Below are 16,551 nucleotides of genomic sequence, written 5' to 3' on the forward strand. Positions count from 1 at the left end.
TCTCCTGAGACGACACAGGCCCCTCCTGGATCCGATCCAGGAGGGGCCTGTGTCGTTGGAGAGTGTCAGACGGCGCGGAGCACGGCGACGACCTTGCCGAGCACGGTGGCGTCATCGCCGAGGATCGGCTCGAACGCGGAGTTCCGGGGGAGCAGCCAGGTGTGACCGTCGCGGCGTCGGAACGTCTTCACGGTCGCCTCACCATCGAGCATCGCGGCGACGATCTCGCCGTTCTCGGCGTTGTTCTGCGAGCGCACGACCACCCAGTCCCCATCGCAGATCGCGGCATCGATCATCGACTCGCCCGACACCTTCAGCATGAACAGGTCGCCCTTGCCGACGAGCTGACGGGGGAGTGGGAAGATCTCCTCCACCTGCTGCTCGGCGGTGATCGGCACCCCTGCGGCGATCTGGCCCACCAGCGGCACGAGGGCGGCATCGCCGACGGCAGGTGCGCTGTCGGCCGGGTTCTCGGTGCTGAACCCGGGCAGATCGATGAGCACCTCCATCGCGCGCGTCTTGCCGGGGTCACGGCGCAGGTAGCCACTGAGCTCGAGCTGACCGAGCTGGTGGGTCACGCTCGAGAGCGACTTCAGGCCGACGGCATCACCGATCTCGCGCATGCTCGGCGGGTAGCCGTGCTGCGCGATCGAGGTCTGGATGACCTCGAGGATCGCCATCTGCTTGGGGCTCAGGTTCTTGCGCCGGCGGGTGCGCGGCGCCTCGGATGCCGGGGGCGTGGTGTCGCTCATCGTTGCTCCTTCGTGCGCTGTCACGGTCGCCCGGTTCGAATGTCGGTGGTCCGTGGTGGGGTGTCGATATCGAAACGGTATCCGAGAATCCGCGAGATTCGGAAGATCTGTTCGAGCGTGTCGGGCATTTTTCGGATGAGAGTTCGAAGAATTCTTGACAGATGTTCGATATCGAAGATACATTCGGAACGTAGCTTCGCATCCGCCGCTCCCGGCCGAGGGGCGGATGCGAAAGCTGCACCACTCAGCAGAGGAGCACGCCATGAGCAGCATCAGCATCGCGACCCCCGTCGGACCGCAGACCCGTCTTCGGCTCACCACGCGTGGTCGCCGAGTGCTCGTCGCCCTCGCCGCCGCACCTCTTGCCGTCGGCATCGGCTTCTCCGTCCTCGCCGGGGGGTCGGCCCTCGCCTCGGGTGAGCAGTCCGCTCCGGTCGAGTTCCAGACAGTCACGGTCATGCCTGGCGACACGCTGTGGTCCCTCGCGATGTCGATCGCCCCCGCCGCGGACCCGCGCGATGTCGTCGACGACATCATTCGCCTCAACAACCTCGACGGTGGCACCATCCAGGCCGGCAGTGAACTGGCCATCCCCGTGGCCTACGCCGACTGAGCGCTCGACCCGTCGCACGACGTCATCGTCATCCGTGCGGGTTCTACGATGGGGAGGGTGACCTCTCTGGATGACTTGCCCCTCCGCGACGATCTTCGCGGGCTCACTCCGTACGGCGCACCCCAGGCCCCGCTGCCGGTCGCGCTCAACGTCAACGAGAACACGCATCCCGTTCCCGAAGAGGTCGCCGGGCAGATCGCCGACGAGATCTCGCGCGCGCTACGTGAGATCAACCGGTACCCCGACCGCGAGTTCACGGAACTGCGCGAGGGCTTCGCCGACTATCTCGGCCACGGACTCGACGCCTCCCAGATCTGGGCGGGCAACGGTTCCAACGAGGTGCTGCAGCACATCCTGCAGGCGTTCGGCGGCCCGGGCCGCACCGCCTTCGGCTTCGCGCCCACGTATTCGATGTACCCGCTGCTCGCGCAGGGCACCGGCGCGAGCTGGAAGGCCGGTCATCGAGAGGCCGACTATACGATCACGCCCGACGACGCCGCCGCTCAGGTCGAAGCCGCGGATCCCGATGTGATCATGCTCTGCACTCCGAACAACCCCACGGGCACACCGATGGGTCTGGACGTCATCGAGGCCGTGTACGAGGCATCCCGCGGTGTGGTCATCGTCGATGAGGCCTACCAGGAGTTCGCCCCGCACGACGCGCCGTCGGCGCTCACGCTGTTGGAGGGCCGGCCGCGCCTGGCTGTATCGCGCACCATGAGCAAGGCCTTCGCCTTCGCCGGCGCCCGCGTCGGGTATCTCGCCGCCGACCCCGCGTTCATCGATGCGCTCCGACTGGTGCGGCTGCCGTACCACCTCAGCGCTCTGACACAGGCGGCGGCGATGGCCGCCCTGCGGCACGCGCCAACCATGCTGCGGATGGTCGATGAGATCGTCGAGCAGCGTGATCGCATCTCCGCGACCCTCGAGGCGCTGGACTACACGCCTCACGAATCCTGGGCGAACTTCGTGCTCTTCGGCGGTGTCGCCGACCCGAAGGCCGTATGGCAGGGCCTGTACGACAAGGGTGTACTCATCCGCGACGTCGGCATTCCCGGACACCTGCGCGTGAGCGCGGGCACCGAGTCCGAGACCACGGCGTTCCTCGAAGCGCTCGCGTCTCTGGGAGACGCCCCGTCGGTAGGATCGAAGGCATGAGCGCCACCCCCGCACCGCGCACGGCGAGCCGCACGCGCAGCACCTCTGAGTCGACCGTCGAGCTCGAGCTGAACCTCGACGGCACCGGCCGTAGCAGCATCGACACTTCGGTGCCGTTCTTCGACCACATGCTCACCGCGTTCGCGAAGCACTCGCTGACGGATCTCACCGTGCGGGCATCCGGCGACACCGACATCGATGCGCACCACACCGTCGAAGACATCTCGATCGTGCTCGGTCAGGCCATTCGTGACGCCCTCGGCGACAAGGCGGGCATCTCTCGCTACGGCGACGCGCTCGTCCCCCTCGACGAAGCCCTGGCCCAGGCCGTCGTCGACATCTCTGGTCGTCCGTTCCTCGTGCACGAGGGTGAGCCGGCCGGCTTCGAGATGCACCTGATCGGCGGCCACTTCACCGGTTCCCTCGTGCGCCACGTCTTCGAGGCCATCTCGTTCAACGCCGGTCTCACCGTGCACGTGCGTGTGCTCGGCGGGCGCGACCCGCACCACATCGCCGAGGCCGAGTTCAAGGCGTTCGCGCGGGCATTCCGTCAGGCCAAGGCACTCGACCCGCTCGTCGACGGCATCCCGTCCACCAAGGGCGCGCTGTGAGCAGGACGCCCCGCGTCGCGGTCTTCGACTACGAGTCCGGCAACGTCCACTCCGCAGTGAAGGCGCTGGCCGCCGCCGGCGCCGATGTCGAGCTCACCTGTGACCGCACGCGCGCGTTGGAGGCCGACGGATTGCTGGTGCCCGGCGTCGGCGCTTTCGCTGCCGTGCGCCAGGCGCTGCACGATCACGGCGGCGACGACATCATCGATCGTCGACTCGCCGGTGGGCGGCCGGTGCTGGGCATCTGCGTGGGCATGCAGGTCATGTTCGAGCTCGGGGTCGAGCGTGGGCAGCGCACCGAAGGGTTGGGGGAGTGGCCCGGAGCGGTCACCGAGCTCGACGCCCCGGTGCTGCCGCACATGGGCTGGAACACGGTCGAGCCGGATGCCGCCAGCGTGCTCTTCCGCGGCATCGAGCAGGAGCGCTTCTACTTCGTGCACTCCTTCGCCGCCAAGACCTGGGATCTCGAGGTCACCCCGCCGTTCCCCGAGCCCGCGCTGACCTGGGCGACGCACGGCGACCGCTTCCTCGCCGCGGTCGAGAACGGCCCGCTCTCTGCCACGCAGTTCCACCCTGAGAAGTCGGGCGATGCGGGCATCCAGCTGCTGCGGAACTGGATCGGCACTCTCTGACTCGTGCTCCACGGTTTGAAGCCGGGCCGCACCCGGACTACTCTCATCTCTCGTGCCCGTCGGGCCCCATTTTCCCCCTCTCGCAAGGACGTCATGAACGACTTCGCACAGTCCCCCTCGCTGATTCTTCTGCCCGCCGTCGATGTCGCCGGCGGCAAGGCGGTGCGTCTCACCCAGGGTGAGGCCGGCACCGAGACGAGCTACGGTGACCCGCTGGACGCCGCCGGCGAGTGGGTCGATCAGGGTGCGCAGTGGATCCACCTCGTCGACCTCGACGCCGCTTTCGGGCGAGGATCGAACGCGGCCATCATCCGCAAGGTGATCAAGCAGTACCGCGGCGTGAACATCGAGGTCTCCGGCGGCATCCGCGACGACGCCAGCCTCGACGCCGCGCTCGAGTCGGGTGCCACGCGCATCAACCTCGGCACCGCCGCGCTGGAGAACCCGGAGTGGGCCGCCGATGTGATCTCCCGCTACGGCGAGGCCGTCGCTGTCGGACTCGACGTGCGCGGTACGACGCTCGCCGCCCGCGGCTGGACCCAGGAGGGCGGTGACCTCTGGGAGGTGCTCGACCGCCTGGAAGAGGCCGGCTGCAGCCGTTACGTCGTCACCGACGTCACCAAGGACGGCACGCTGCGCGGCCCGAACCTCGACCTGCTGCGCGAGATCACCTCGCGCACGCCGAAGCCGGTCATCGCCTCCGGTGGCGTCGCCACCCTCGATGACATCGCCGCGCTGCGCGAGCTGGTGCCGCTCGGCGTCGAGGGCGCCATCGTCGGCAAGGCGCTGTACGCCGGCGCGTTCACCCTGGCCGAGGCACTGGATGTCGCAGGCGACTGACGACTCCTGCGACCACGGCAACACCGGCGACTCTGCGGGGGTGCCGTGGGAGGGGCGGAGTTTTCAGGCCAACCCGCACGCCGCGGACGACGGCTCGGCCGATCCGGCCCTGCTCGCCGCTCTGCTGCGTTTTCGGGCGGGGGAGGGCAGCCAGGCCGAGGTCGTCGATGCCTTCCGTCCTGCTCGCGTGCTCGTTCCCCTCATTGCCGAGAAGGGTGAGGAGGGTGTGGCACCCAGCGGCCTCGCGGTCGACAAGACCCAGGAGCTCTCGATCGTGACGGTCGCTGCTCCCGACGGACGTCGCGTGCAGCCGGTGTTCTCGTCCGTCGACACCATGCGCCGATGGGACGCCAGCGCACGCCCGATCCCGGTCGAGGCGGTGCGCGTGGCTCTGGCCGCATCCAGCGAAGAGACCGACCTGATCGTGCTGGACCCGGCCTCCGAGACCGAGTTCGTCATCCGCCGGCCCGCCGTGTGGGCGATCGCGCAGGATCAGGCCTGGGAGCCGAGCTTTGTCTCGCCGGAAGTGTTCACGGCGCTGCAGCAGAGTGTCGCGCACGAACTCGCCGTGATCGACGTGCATGTGTCGGCAGGCGACCCCGATGCGCGCATGCGGGGGCCTGAGCTGATCGTGACGTTGGAGCTCATCGACGGCCTCGAGCGCGAAACCCTTGACGCGGTGCTCTCGCGCCTGGCGCAGCGCTGGGCCGCCGATGACCGGATGGCCGTGCTGGTCGACTCGTTGACGGTGAAACTCACCCGAGCCGTGTGAGCCGCCCCATCCGGCGCCGGGTCAGTTGACCGGGCCGGTCCACTTCTCGCCGGGGCCCTTGCCGATGGGGTCGGGAACGACGGATGCCTCACGGAAGGCCAGCTGCAGCGAACGCAGGCCGTCGCGCAGCGAACGTGCGTGCATGTCGCTGATCTCGGGGGCTCCCGCGGTGATGAGGCCGGCCAGGGCGTTGATGAGCTTGCGCGCCTCATCGAGGTCGAGCTGCGCATCGGGGTCGTCGGCGAGGCCGACCTTGACCGCGGCGGCGCTCATCAGGTGCACGGCGGTGGTCGTGATCACCTCGACGGCTCCCACATCAGCGATGTCTCGCGTGGCGGCTGAGGCCGCTTCTTCCTGCTGTGCCCAGCGCTCGTGGCGCTCGTCTGCGGCATCCGATCCCGGAATCGTCACTTCGTGGTGCTTTCTGATAGACTTCTGCGGGCTCCGAGGCGTCATGCCTCGGTACGAAAGAGGATTTGATTCCCACCCGCGCTTGCCGTTCCAGGCTACCGGGTATTGCGCTCCGCCGGACTCGTGCCGGTTGTCCGGGTTTCCCGGAGGAAAGGGTGCAGAGCCGGCGTCTGAATGTGCCGGTGGGTGGGGGACTCCGATTTCGCTCGGGATGCAGACAGCATCCCGATGGCCGAAACCCACGTCTAAGGAGTCCGCATCAGCGATCCCCGCACCAATGAGCGCATCCGCGTCCCCGAGGTCCGCCTCGTCGGCCCCGCGGGTGAGCAGATCGGCGTCGTCGCCATCCAGGTGGCGCTCCGTCTCGCGCAGGAAGCCGACCTCGATCTCGTCGAGGTGGCCCCGAACTCGAAGCCTCCCGTGGTCAAGATCATGGACTACGGCAAGTTCAAGTACGAGGCTGCGCAGAAGGCGAAGGAAGCACGCCGCAACCAGGCGAACACCATCCTCAAAGAGGTGCGTTTCCGCCTGAAGATCGAGGCGCACGACTACACGACCAAGCTCAAGCGTGCCGAGGGCTTCCTCAAGGCCGGCGACAAGGTCAAGGCGATGATCCTCTTCCGCGGTCGCGAGCAGTCGCGTCCCGAGCAGGGCGTGCGCCTGCTGCGCAAGTTCGCCGAAGACGTCGCCGAGTTCGGCACCGTCGAGTCGAACCCCACGATCGACGGCCGCAACATGGTGATGGTCGTCGCCCCCGTGAAGAACAAGTCCGAGGCGAAGGCCGAGCAGAACGCCGCCCGTGCGGCGAACAAGCAGGCCGCGCGCGAGGCGAAGTCCGGGGCTGCCCCGGACGACGCGGAGTGATCCGCCCCTAGTCTCCCGCTCCGTGCGGGTACCCCACCGTCGCCCTCCGGGCGCGCCATACGAAGGAAGAGAAGATGCCGAAGCAGAAGACCCACTCGGGTGCCAAGAAGCGCTTCAAGATCACCGGCAGCGGCAAGCTGAAGAAGCAGCAGGCCGGCATGCGCCACAACCTCGAGCACAAGTCGAGCCGGCGGACCCGTCGTCTGAACCAGGACCAGGTGCTGTCGAAGAACGACACCAAGGTCGCCAAGAAGCTCCTCGGCCGCTGAGCGCCCGAACGCACGAATAGGAAGTCAAGAAAATGGCAAGAGTCAAGCGGGCCGTCAACGCCCACAAGAAGCGTCGGGTCATCCTCGAGCGGGCCTCCGGCTACCGCGGTCAGCGTTCGCGCCTGTACCGCAAGGCCAAGGAACAGGTCATCCACTCGCTGGTCTACTCGTACAACGACCGTCGCAAGCGCAAGGGTGACTTCCGTCGCCTGTGGATCCAGCGCATCAACGCCGCTGCCCGCCAGAACGGCATCACCTACAACCGCTTCATCCAGGGCCTCGGCCTCGCGGGTGTGCAGGTCGACCGTCGCATGCTGGCCGAGCTGGCCGTGACCGACTCGGCTGCGTTCGCGAGCCTCGTCGAGACCGCCAAGAAGGCGCTGCCTGCCGACGTCAACGCACCGAAGTCGGCTGCCTGATTTCACGCTGCACAACGGGCGTCTCCCTTCGGGGAGGCGCCCGTTCTCGTGTGTGCGGCACCTTTAGAATGGGAACGTGCTGGAGAACCCCCGTTCCCCCCGAGTCCGTGCCGTCGCCAAGCTGACAAAGCGCAGCGCACGCACCGAGACCGGGCTGTTCCTGCTCGAAGGTCCGCAGGCGGTGCGCGAGGCGCTCGCCTACCGCCCCGACGCGGTGATCGAGCTGTTCGCAACACCCACCAGCTGGGATAAGCACGCCGATCTCCATGCGGTTGCGGCGGATGCCGGCGTCGACGTCGAGTTCGTCACCGAGCAGGTTCTCAGCGCCATGGCTGACACGGTCACGCCCCAGGGGTTGGTCGCGGTCGCCCGACAGACCCCGGCCTCGGTGCGCGAGATCTTCTCGGCCGCTCCGCGCCTCATCGCCATCTGCGAAGAGGTCCGCGATCCCGGCAACCTCGGCACGATCATCCGCGCTGCCGATGCCGCAGGCGCCGATGCCGTGGTGCTGACCGGCCGCACAGTCGACCCGTTCAATCCGAAGGTCGTCCGGTCCACGACCGGCTCGCTGTTCCATCTTCCGATCTCGGTCGGGGGAGACCTCGCTGACGTTGTCGAGCGTGCCCACGCGGCAGGGCTCGAGGTCGTCGCGGCGGACGTGAAGGGTGAGGACCTGCTCTCGGCGCGCGCGTCGGGCGTGCTGACGCGGCCCACCGCGTGGCTGTTCGGCAATGAGGCCCGTGGTCTCACCGATGAGGCACTCGGGCTCGCCGACAGCGCGCTGAAAGTGCCGATCTTCGGCCGCGCGGAGTCGCTGAATCTCGCCACCGCGGCAAGCGTCTGCCTGTACGAGAGCGCGTTCGCGCAGCGTGCGCAGGGCTGACCGAGCGGTCGGCTTTTCGGTCACGAAACGGTAACCACGGGGTCGCTCGCTCCCGCTCGTGGGGATCGGCTCCTAGTGTGGAGCGCATGGCAGAGAGCACTGACGCCCTGGTCGTGGTCGATCACGTCGAGAAGCACTACGGCGACTTCCACGCCCTGAAGGACATCAATCTCGAGGTCCGAAAAGGTGAGGTCGTGGTGGTCATCGGCCCCTCCGGCTCGGGCAAGTCGACGTTGTGCCGCACGATCAACCGCCTCGAGACGATCACCAGCGGAGCCATCCGGATCGACGGCAAAGAGTTGCCCGCCGAGGGCAAGGGCCTCGCGGATCTGCGTGCCGAGGTCGGCATGGTGTTCCAGTCGTTCAACCTCTTCGCCCACCTCACGATCCTCGAGAACGTCACCCTCGGCCCGATCAAGGTGCGGGGGCTCAAGAAGGCGGATGCCGATAAGGAAGCCATGGCGCTGCTCGAGCGCGTGGGCGTCGCCCAGCAGGCATCCAAGCTTCCCGCTCAGCTCTCGGGCGGACAGCAGCAGCGTGTCGCGATCGCGCGTGCGCTGGCGATGCACCCGAAGGTGATGCTCTTCGATGAGCCCACCAGCGCACTCGACCCCGAGATGATCAACGAGGTCCTCGACGTGATGGTCGAGCTGGCACAAGAGGGCATGACGATGATCGTCGTCACCCACGAGATGGGCTTCGCGCGCAAGGCCGCCAACCGGGTCGTCTTCATGGCCGATGGCCAGATCGTCGAAGAGGCGACCCCAGAGGAGTTCTTCACGAACCCGCAGAGCGACCGCGCCAAGGACTTCCTCTCGAAGCTGCTCACCCACTGATACCCGTTCCGATACCCGACCCGGACCCACACCACCGATACACAGCACTGAAGGAGACAGACATGCGACGCACACGGATTCTGGCCGGCCTCGGCATCGCGGCGGTTGCCGCGCTGGCACTGACCGCCTGCAATAGCGGCAGCCCCTCGAGCCCCGGCGGCAGCACCGATGGCGACACCGGCGAGGACTCCACCTGGTTCGAGGTCGCCTCGGACGTCTCCCTCGACGGCAGCCCCACCTATGACCGCATGGTCGAGCGTGACGGTGTCATCGTCGGTGTCAAGGAGGACCAGCCGGGTCTGGGCTACCTCGACGCCACGACCGGTGAGCGCACCGGCTTCGACGTCGACATCGCCCGCTGGATCGCCGCTTCGCTCGGCTTCGACGAGGACCAGATCGAGTTCAAGCCGATCGCCTCGGCGAACCGCGAGCAGGCGATCGTGAACGGCGACATCGACTACTACGTCGGCACCTACTCGATCAACGACAAGCGCAAGGAGCAGATCGACTTCGCCGGCCCGTACTTCATCACCGGACAGGGTCTGCTCGTGGCCGCCGACGCCGAAGAGGCCGACGCGCTCGAGGACTTCAACGGCAAGACGGTCTGCTCGGCGACGGGTTCCACGCCGATCCAGAACATCAAGGCGAACTTCCCCGACATCGACACGCAGGAGTACGACCTGTACTCCGCCTGCGTGCAGGACCTGCTTGACGGCAAGGTCGACGCGGTCACCACCGACCAGGCCATCCTGATCGGCTACGCCGCGCTGTACCCGGACGAGGTCAAGGTCACCGGCGGCCTGTTCACCGAGGAGCGCTACGGCGTCGGCCTGGAGAAGGGCGATGACGTGCTGCGTGCGCACATCAACGACCTGTTCACCGAGGGCGGCGACATCTGGCAGGCCATCTTCGACAAGAACCTCGGGTCTTCGGGCATCGAGGTCGACCAGCCCGCGGTCGACGCGTACTGATCACTCATCACCGGGGCGGCTCTGACCACAGGGTCGCCCCGGTCCCAGTCTGAGAAGGGGAGGGCGGCGTGGACGTCATCTTCGGGAACCTCGACCTGTGGGGCGAGGCCATCGCGAACACACTGATGGTGTTCTTCATCGGCGGCATCATCGCCCTGGTGCTCGGCTTCATCGTCGGCGCGATGCGTGTCTCACCGGTCCCCATCGCCCGCGGCGTGGGCACGGCCTACGTGAACATCATCCGCAACACTCCGCTGACTCTCGTCTTCTTCTTCTTCGTCTTCGGGTACCCGCAGCTCGGGCTCCCGGAGCTGTCGAACACGGTCCTCGGCATCCTGGCCATCGGCATCTACACCGCGACCTACGTCGCCGAGGTGCTGCGCGCCGGCATCAACACGGTGCCCGTCGGTCAGGCTGAGGCGGCCCGCGCGATCGGCCTGCCGTTCGGCCAGGTGATGAGCCTGGTGATCCTGCCGCAGGCATTCCGCTCGGTGGTCCCGCCGATGATGAGCGTGTTCATCGCCCTGCTGAAGAACACCACCGTCGCCGCCGGGTTCTCGATCGCCGAGCTGGCGGCCCTGCGCGCCACCATCAATGACGCCCCCGACCGACCGGGCAACCCGATGGAAGTGCTGCTCTGGGTGGCGCTCGTGTTCGTCGTGCTGGTCTTCATCATGAGCGCGATCCAGCGCTATCTCGAGAACCGTTGGAGGATCGCACGATGAGCTCCGTACTCTACGACGTCCCCGGTCCCCGGGCGATCGCCCGCAACCGCATTCTCGCCGTCGTGACGGTGCTGGTCGTGCTCGCCGTGATCGGTTTCGTGATCTACCGCATGGTGGTCACCGGACAGTTCTCGGCCTCCAAGTGGTACGTCTTCTCGTTCTCGAACGTGTGGATGGGCATCCTCAAGGCACTGGGCAATACGCTCGCGGCGTTCGCTCTCGCGGCGGTGCTCAGCCTGATCCTCGGTTTCGCGCTGGCCATCGGTCGCCTCTCCGACCACGCCTGGGTGCGCGTGCCCGTCACCGCGATCACCGAGCTGTTCCGCGCCGTCCCGGTGCTGGTGTTCATGATGCTGCTGTACTACGGCCTGCCCGTGATCGGCGTGCGTATGGAACCGTACTGGGCTGTCGTGCTCGCACTCATGGCCTACAACGGCTCCGTGCTCGCCGAAGTGCTCCGCGCCGGCGTCGAGTCGCTGCCGAAGGGGCAGAAGGAGGCCGGTTACGCGATCGGTCTGCGCAAGAGCGGCGTGATGCGACTGATCCTGCTGCCGCAGGCGATCCGAGCCATGCTGCCCGTGATCGTCGCTCAGCTCGTGGTGACCTTGAAGGACACCGCGCTCGGCTTCATCATCACCTACCCCGAGCTGCTCTATTACGCCAAGCTGCTCAGCTCGCAGCAGGGGCGCCCGATCCTGCAGTCGGCGTTCGTCATCGGCGGCATCTACATCATCCTCTGCCTCATCCTCTCCGGCTTCGCCAAGTGGCTCGAGGTGCGCACGCGCCGCTCGCCCAAGCTGAAGGGCTACACCCCGGCTGGTGGTGGCGGCGACCCGCGCATCCACGACGGGTCGACGGTCACCGAGGTGATCGCCACGCAGCGGGCGGCCGGCAAGTTCGACGCAGGGGCGGGTCCCGGCGGGATCTGACCGCGGGCACGGGGCGTTCCCCACACCCCGGTAGACTCACATCTCGTGTCTGAGTCTCCCGAAATCACGCCAGAGGCGGTGGAATCCGCAGTCGAGGCAGCGCTTGCCGCGATCGCCGCCGCCGCCGACACCGCCGAGCTGAAGGCAGCGCGCGCCGCGCACGTCGCCGACGGGTCACCGCTCGCGGTGCTGAACGCGTCGATGCGCCAGGTCGCCCCCGAGCACAAGGCTGCCTTCGGCAAGCTCATCGGTCAGGGGCGTGGCCGCGTCACGCAGGCACTCGCAGCCAAGGAGGCCGAGCTCGCCGAGGCCGAGACGGCTGCTCGCCTCGAGGCCGAGCGGGTGGACATCACGGCCGTCGCCGCTCGCACTCGTCCGGGCGCCCGGCATCCGCTCACCGTGCTGCAGGACCACATCAGCGACATCTTCGTCGGCATGGGGTGGGAGATCGCGGAGGGACCCGAGCTCGAGCACGAGTGGTTCAACTTCGACGCCCTGAACTTCGACGTCGACCACCCTGCCCGCCAGCTGCAGGACACGTTCTTCGTCGACCCCGCAGACCGTCACCTCGTCATGCGCACGCACACCAGCCCCGTGCAGGTGCGCTCGATGCTCGACCGTGAGCTGCCGATCTACGTGCTCTGCCCCGGCCGCGTCTACCGCACCGACGAGTTCGACGCCACGCACCTGCCCGTCTTCACCCAGGTCGAAGGTCTCGTCGTCGACAAGGGCATCACGATGGCGCATCTGAAGGGCACCCTCGACCACCTGGCCAAGCAGCTCTTCGGCCCCGAGGCCAAGACACGCCTGCGCACCAACTTCTTCCCGTTCACCGAGCCGTCGGCCGAGTTCGACCTGTGGCACCCGACCTTCAAGGGCGGGGCGCGCTGGATCGAGTGGGGCGGATGCGGCATGGTCAACCCCAATGTGCTGCGCGCGGCGGGAATCGACCCCGAGGTCTACAGCGGCTTCGCGTTCGGGATCGGCGTCGAGCGGGGCCTGATGTTCCGCAGCGATGTGCAGGACATGCGGGACATGGCCGAGGGTGATGTCCGTTTCAGCGAGCAGTTCGGGATGGTGGTGTGATGCGCATTCCGCTTTCGTGGCTGCGTGAGTACGTGGATGTTCCGGCGGATGCTTCGCCCGAGGACGTCCTCGCCGCGTTGGTGACCGTCGGCTTCGAAGAAGAGGACGTGCACCGTTTCGAGATCAGCGGGCCCGTGGTCGTGGGCCAGGTGCTGTCCTTCGAGGAGGAGCCGCAGTCCAACGGCAAGACCATTCGCTGGTGCCAGGTCGATGTCGGGCCCGCGCACGGCGGCACCCGCGGCATCGTCTGCGGCGCGCACAACTTCGCCGTCGGTGACAAGGTCGTGGTGACGCTGCCCGGCGCCGTGCTGCCCGGCCCGTTCCCGATCGCCGCACGCAAGACGTACGGCCATGTCTCGGATGGCATGATCGCCTCTGCGCGCGAACTGGGCCTCGGTGACGAGCACGACGGCATCCTCGTGCTCTCCACTCTGGGGATCGACGCACCGGTCGGCACCGACGCGATCGCCCTGCTCGGCCTCGACGACGTCGCCGTCGAGATCAATGTCACGCCCGACCGCGGTTACGCCTTCTCGGTGCGTGGCGTGGCGCGCGAGTACTCGCATGCGACCGGAGCAACCTTCCGCGACCCCGCCGAGCGCGACTTCGCAGAGCTGCAGCCGGGCACCGGTCACACGACCATCGTCGATGACGTGGCGCCGCTGCGCGGCAGCGTCGGCGCGAGCGAGTTCGTCACCCGCGTCGTGCGCGACGTCGACCCCTCGCGTCCCACCCCGCCGTGGATGGTGGCGCGCCTGGTGCTGGCCGGTATGCGCCCGCTGGGTGTGCTCATCGACATCACCAACTACGTGATGCTCGAGCTCGGCCAGCCCCTGCACGGCTACGACCTCGACAAGCTGGCAGGTGGCATCACGGTGCGCCGCGCGACTGCAGGCGAGCGGATGACCACACTCGACGGTCAGGATCGTGCGCTGCACGTCGAAGACCTGCTCATCACCGACGAGTCCGGGCCCATCGGCCTCGCCGGCGTCATGGGCGGCGGCACCACCGAGATGAGCGACACCACGCGCAATGTGCTCATCGAGGCGGCCACCTTCGACCCGATCACGATCGCGCGCAGCGCGCGCCGGCACAAGCTGCCCAGCGAGGCCTCCAAGCGCTTCGAGCGCGGCGTGGATCCGCTCATCCCGTTCGCGGCGGCCCGTCGCGTCGCCGACCTCATGGTCGACCTCGCCGGTGGCACGCTCACCGACGAAGGCGGCGCGCTGTTCGCCGAGGTGTTCGTCGCTGGTATCGAGCTGCCTGCCGGGTTCGTGCAGGGTCTCATCGGCGTCGATTACACGGATGCCGAGATCGTCGGCGCCCTGGAGACGATCGGTGCCGAGGTCGCGGCCTCGGCTGATGCCGCGGACGGTGCCGGCTGGCACGTCATCCCGCCGACCTGGCGCCCTGACCTCACCGACAAGTGGACTCTCGCCGAGGAGGTCGCGCGCATCCACGGGCTGGACCGCATCCCCTCCGTGCTGCCCACGCCGCCGTCCGGGCGCGGTCTGACCGCCCTGCAGCGCGGTCGCCGCCGCGTCGCTGATGCCCTCGCCGCCGGCGGGTTCGTCGAGACGCCGTCGTTCCCGTTCACCACCGAGGCCCAGAACGACCTGCACGGCTCCGCCTCGGGGGAGCACCTGCCCAGCATCCGTCTGGCCAATGCCCTCGACGGGCAGGCGCCGTTCCTGCGCCGCTCGCTGGTACCGGGGTTGCTGCAGACCGCGCACCGCAACATCTCGCGCGGCCTCACGGACCTCGCGCTCTTCGAGACCGGTCTGGTCTTCCTGCCTGAGCCGGGCGTGACCTACGGCACCGACGAGGTTCCGCCGCTGGGCGTGCGCCCGTCTGACGAGACCCTTGCCGCACTCAACGCGTCGATCCCGCCGCAGCGTCGCCATGTGGCCGCGCTGCTCACGGGCAACGTCGTGCCCAAGCAGGCCGGGCGCGCCGCAGAGGCGGCAGGGCTCGCCGAGGCACTGGATGCCGCGCGACTGATCGCCTCGGCCGCCGGCGTCGACCTCGAGGTGGAGCAGGCGCAGCGCGCGGCGCTGCACCCCGGACGCACGGGCGCCCTCGTCGTCTCCGGTGAGCAGGTCGGATACGTCGGTGAACTGCACCCGCAGGTCGCCGCCGACGCCGACCTGCCCGGTCGTGCCGTCGTGCTCGAACTCGACCTCGACCGCATCCTCACCCTCGCCGGTGAGCGCGTCGTCGCCGCGTCGCTGTCGACCTTCCCCGCCGCCACGCAGGACGTCTCCCTGCTCGTGGACGCCGCTGTCTCCGCAGCCGAGCTCGGCGCCGCCCTCACCGAGGGTGCGGGAGCGCTTCTGGAATCGGTGCGTCTCGTGGACGACTATCGCGGGGAGGGCGTGCCGCACGGCCGTAAGAGCCTGACCTTCGCGCTCCGGTTCCGAGCGGACGACCGCACGCTGACAGCGGCCGAGGCGACCGAGGCGAAACTCGCCGGCGTCGCCGTCGCGGCCGAGCGATTCGGTGCGGCCATCCGCGACTGATCGCCGACCATCCGACGGGGCAGGGCCTCCGCTGACAGCGGCACGCCTTGCCCCGTCGGCGTTCGGCCTGCTGGCATGAGCACATGACTCGTGTGCTCGTGCTCGGCGGAACAGGCTGGCTCTCCGGCAGAATCGCCGAACGCTGGCGGGATGCCGGCGCCCAGGTGACCTGCCTCGCGCGCGGTGGACGCCCGGCACCGGCCGGCACTGTGCTCGTGCACGGCGACCGAGACGACGCGGAAGCGTATGCGGCGCTGCGGCATCAGCAGTGGGATGAGATCGTCGATGTCTCCTCCCGCGCCGATCACGTGCGCGGGGCGGTCGCCGCGCTCGGCGATCGCACGCAGCACTGGACCTTCGTGTCCACCGTGTCCGTCTACGCCGATGACGTGACCACCGGGGCGGACGAGACCGCCGCGCGGCATCCGGCGGCACAGCCCGGGGACGCGTACGACTACGCCGCCGAGAACGTCGCCGCCGAGGATACGGTGCTCGCCCTCGACGTGCCGACGTCAGTCATCCGGCCCGGTCTCATCGTCGGCGCAGGCGACCAGACCGACCGCTTCGGCTACTGGGCCGCGGCCTTCGCGCGGGCAGGGGACGGCCCCGTGCTGGTGCCGCCCCTGGAGGACGCCCAGGCGCAGATCATCGACGTCGACGATGTCGCGGCCTTCGCGGTGGGCACAGAGCGCACGGGGATAGCGAACGCGACAGGAGACTCGGTGTCCCTGCGCACGCTGCTGGAGGTCGTGCGCACCCGCGCCGGACACACAGGAGAGGTCATCGAGGCGCCGCCAGGCTGGCTCGAGGAGCAGGGCGTCGCCTACTGGGCGGGGGAGCGCTCCCTGCCGCTGTGGCTGCCCGCGGACATGCCCGGCTTCACGGCTCGCTCCAACGATGCCTACCGCCGCGCGGGCGGTACGTTCACCCCGCTGGTCGACACGATCGACGCCGTGCGTGCCGACGAGCAGCAGCGCGGATACGACCGGGTTCGCCGCTCGGGGCTGACGCGCGAAGACGAGCTCGCCCTCCTCGACGCGCTGCCGTGACACGGATTTGCGGATGCCGCAACGCCCGCGCTATCGTCGCGACATGTCTTCGGCCGCACCCCTCTCGATGCTCGCTCTGAGCATCGTCCCCGTGCGCCGACGCCGCGGCCGCCGAATCTAGGCGACCCCGCCTGCTTCGCGCCCTCCCGGCGCGTGGTCGGATGCCGGGTCGCCGCCCCGGTCCCGCCCGTCATCGGGCACACCCCGACCGT

General features: G+C 68.4%; 19 protein-coding genes. 17 read left to right on the forward strand and 2 right to left on the reverse strand.

Annotated features, from left to right (window positions below):
• Positions 1–65: 65 nt before the first annotated feature.
• Entirely contained in the window at positions 66–752 is a 687-nt protein-coding gene (gene lexA, locus WDU93_RS12645; protein ID WP_337321180.1) for a transcriptional repressor LexA, read from the reverse strand.
• Positions 753–1,014: 262 nt separating this feature from the next.
• On the opposite strand from lexA, the gene WDU93_RS12650 reads away from it, so the two are divergent.
• The 6 genes from WDU93_RS12650 (at position 1,015) to WDU93_RS12675 (ending at position 5,378) form a co-directional block, all read left to right on the forward strand.
• The gene (locus WDU93_RS12650) at positions 1,015–1,365 is read left to right on the forward strand and encodes a LysM peptidoglycan-binding domain-containing protein (RefSeq protein ID WP_337321182.1); all 351 of its coding nucleotides are present in this window, start codon (positions 1,015–1,017) and stop codon (positions 1,363–1,365) included.
• Positions 1,366–1,413: 48 nt separating this feature from the next.
• Entirely contained in the window at positions 1,414–2,523 is a 1,110-nt protein-coding gene (locus WDU93_RS12655; RefSeq protein WP_337321184.1) for a histidinol-phosphate transaminase, read from the forward strand.
• Complete coding sequence (hisB, locus tag WDU93_RS12660) at positions 2,520–3,134, forward strand: imidazoleglycerol-phosphate dehydratase HisB (RefSeq protein WP_337321186.1); 615 nt, start codon at positions 2,520–2,522, stop codon at positions 3,132–3,134. Before WDU93_RS12655 ends, hisB begins: the two co-directional genes overlap by 4 nt.
• Complete coding sequence (gene hisH / locus WDU93_RS12665; protein ID WP_337321189.1) at positions 3,131–3,766, forward strand: imidazole glycerol phosphate synthase subunit HisH; 636 nt, start codon at positions 3,131–3,133, stop codon at positions 3,764–3,766. Before hisB ends, hisH begins: the two co-directional genes overlap by 4 nt.
• 93 nt (positions 3,767–3,859) lie before the next feature.
• The gene (gene priA, locus WDU93_RS12670) at positions 3,860–4,606 is read left to right on the forward strand and encodes a bifunctional 1-(5-phosphoribosyl)-5-((5-phosphoribosylamino)methylideneamino)imidazole-4-carboxamide isomerase/phosphoribosylanthranilate isomerase PriA (RefSeq protein ID WP_337321190.1); all 747 of its coding nucleotides are present in this window, start codon (positions 3,860–3,862) and stop codon (positions 4,604–4,606) included.
• Positions 4,590–5,378, forward strand: coding sequence for an SseB family protein (locus WDU93_RS12675; RefSeq protein ID WP_337321191.1), 789 nt, complete (start codon positions 4,590–4,592; stop codon positions 5,376–5,378). The genes priA and WDU93_RS12675 overlap by 17 nt, the downstream gene beginning before the upstream one ends.
• A 21-nt stretch (positions 5,379–5,399) precedes the next feature.
• Here the strand turns inward: WDU93_RS12675 and WDU93_RS12680 are convergent, their stop codons facing one another.
• Positions 5,400–5,783 (reverse strand): DUF1844 domain-containing protein, encoded by a 384-nt coding sequence (locus WDU93_RS12680; protein ID WP_420064104.1) that lies wholly within the window; start codon positions 5,781–5,783, stop codon positions 5,400–5,402.
• A 264-nt stretch (positions 5,784–6,047) separates the two neighbouring features.
• Here WDU93_RS12680 and infC point away from each other — a divergent pair, with 264 nt between their 5' ends.
• The 11 genes from infC to WDU93_RS12735 all read left to right on the forward strand — a co-directional run bounded on the left by infC (position 6,048) and on the right by WDU93_RS12735 (position 16,339).
• Positions 6,048–6,653: a translation initiation factor IF-3 gene (infC, locus tag WDU93_RS12685; RefSeq protein ID WP_420064105.1), complete on the forward strand. Its 606-nt coding sequence runs from the start codon at positions 6,048–6,050 to the stop codon at positions 6,651–6,653.
• Positions 6,654–6,727: 74 nt separating this feature from the next.
• Positions 6,728–6,922, forward strand: a complete 195-nt coding sequence (gene rpmI / locus WDU93_RS12690) for a 50S ribosomal protein L35 (protein WP_243232621.1) — start codon at positions 6,728–6,730, stop codon at positions 6,920–6,922.
• A 32-nt stretch (positions 6,923–6,954) separates the two neighbouring features.
• Entirely contained in the window at positions 6,955–7,341 is a 387-nt protein-coding gene (gene rplT / locus WDU93_RS12695; protein WP_337321195.1) for a 50S ribosomal protein L20, read from the forward strand.
• Positions 7,342–7,417: 76 nt separating this feature from the next.
• Complete coding sequence (locus tag WDU93_RS12700; RefSeq protein ID WP_337321197.1) at positions 7,418–8,224, forward strand: TrmH family RNA methyltransferase; 807 nt, start codon at positions 7,418–7,420, stop codon at positions 8,222–8,224.
• Positions 8,225–8,310: 86 nt separating this feature from the next.
• Positions 8,311–9,060: an amino acid ABC transporter ATP-binding protein gene (locus tag WDU93_RS12705; RefSeq protein ID WP_420064099.1), complete on the forward strand. Its 750-nt coding sequence runs from the start codon at positions 8,311–8,313 to the stop codon at positions 9,058–9,060.
• Between the two features lie 62 nt (positions 9,061–9,122).
• On the forward strand, positions 9,123–10,031 hold the full coding sequence (locus tag WDU93_RS12710; RefSeq protein WP_337321199.1) for a glutamate ABC transporter substrate-binding protein: 909 nt from the start codon (positions 9,123–9,125) through the stop codon (positions 10,029–10,031).
• Between the two features lie 68 nt (positions 10,032–10,099).
• Entirely contained in the window at positions 10,100–10,756 is a 657-nt protein-coding gene (locus WDU93_RS12715) for an amino acid ABC transporter permease (protein WP_337321202.1), read from the forward strand.
• Positions 10,753–11,685 (forward strand): amino acid ABC transporter permease, encoded by a 933-nt coding sequence (locus WDU93_RS12720; protein ID WP_337321204.1) that lies wholly within the window; start codon positions 10,753–10,755, stop codon positions 11,683–11,685. Before WDU93_RS12715 ends, WDU93_RS12720 begins: the two co-directional genes overlap by 4 nt.
• Before the next feature lie 45 nt (positions 11,686–11,730).
• Positions 11,731–12,771 carry a phenylalanine--tRNA ligase subunit alpha gene (pheS, locus tag WDU93_RS12725; protein WP_337321206.1) on the forward strand — a complete coding sequence of 347 codons (1,041 nt, stop codon included), beginning with the start codon at positions 11,731–11,733 and terminating at the stop codon, positions 12,769–12,771.
• Positions 12,771–15,290 (forward strand): phenylalanine--tRNA ligase subunit beta, encoded by a 2,520-nt coding sequence (gene pheT, locus WDU93_RS12730; RefSeq protein WP_337321209.1) that lies wholly within the window; start codon positions 12,771–12,773, stop codon positions 15,288–15,290. Before pheS ends, pheT begins: the two co-directional genes overlap by 1 nt.
• Before the next feature lie 83 nt (positions 15,291–15,373).
• Entirely contained in the window at positions 15,374–16,339 is a 966-nt protein-coding gene (locus WDU93_RS12735) for a Rossmann-fold NAD(P)-binding domain-containing protein (RefSeq protein WP_337321211.1), read from the forward strand.
• Positions 16,340–16,551: the final 212 nt, after the last annotated feature.

The sequence above is a fragment of the Microbacterium istanbulense genome (assembly GCF_037204145.1).
Classification (GTDB): domain Bacteria; phylum Actinomycetota; class Actinomycetes; order Actinomycetales; family Microbacteriaceae; genus Microbacterium; species Microbacterium istanbulense.

Bases quoted from the DNA above. Each gene is read 5' to 3' on its own strand.
- lexA (WP_337321180.1), bottom strand. From the start codon at position 752: ATGAGCGACACCACGCCCCCGGCATCCGAGGCGCCGCGCACCCGCCGG.
- WDU93_RS12650 (WP_337321182.1), top strand. From the start codon at position 1,015: ATGAGCAGCATCAGCATCGCGACCCCCGTCGGACCGCAGACCCGTCTT.
- WDU93_RS12655 (WP_337321184.1), top strand. From the start codon at position 1,414: ATGGGGAGGGTGACCTCTCTGGATGACTTGCCCCTCCGCGACGATCTT.
- hisB (WP_337321186.1), top strand. From the start codon at position 2,520: ATGAGCGCCACCCCCGCACCGCGCACGGCGAGCCGCACGCGCAGCACC.
- priA (WP_337321190.1), top strand. From the start codon at position 3,860: ATGAACGACTTCGCACAGTCCCCCTCGCTGATTCTTCTGCCCGCCGTC.
- WDU93_RS12675 (WP_337321191.1), top strand. From the start codon at position 4,590: ATGTCGCAGGCGACTGACGACTCCTGCGACCACGGCAACACCGGCGAC.
- rpmI (WP_243232621.1), top strand. From the start codon at position 6,728: ATGCCGAAGCAGAAGACCCACTCGGGTGCCAAGAAGCGCTTCAAGATC.
- rplT (WP_337321195.1), top strand. From the start codon at position 6,955: ATGGCAAGAGTCAAGCGGGCCGTCAACGCCCACAAGAAGCGTCGGGTC.
- WDU93_RS12705 (WP_420064099.1), top strand. From the start codon at position 8,311: ATGGCAGAGAGCACTGACGCCCTGGTCGTGGTCGATCACGTCGAGAAG.
- WDU93_RS12710 (WP_337321199.1), top strand. From the start codon at position 9,123: ATGCGACGCACACGGATTCTGGCCGGCCTCGGCATCGCGGCGGTTGCC.
- WDU93_RS12720 (WP_337321204.1), top strand. From the start codon at position 10,753: ATGAGCTCCGTACTCTACGACGTCCCCGGTCCCCGGGCGATCGCCCGC.
- pheT (WP_337321209.1), top strand. From the start codon at position 12,771: ATGCGCATTCCGCTTTCGTGGCTGCGTGAGTACGTGGATGTTCCGGCG.
- WDU93_RS12735 (WP_337321211.1), top strand. From the start codon at position 15,374: ATGACTCGTGTGCTCGTGCTCGGCGGAACAGGCTGGCTCTCCGGCAGA.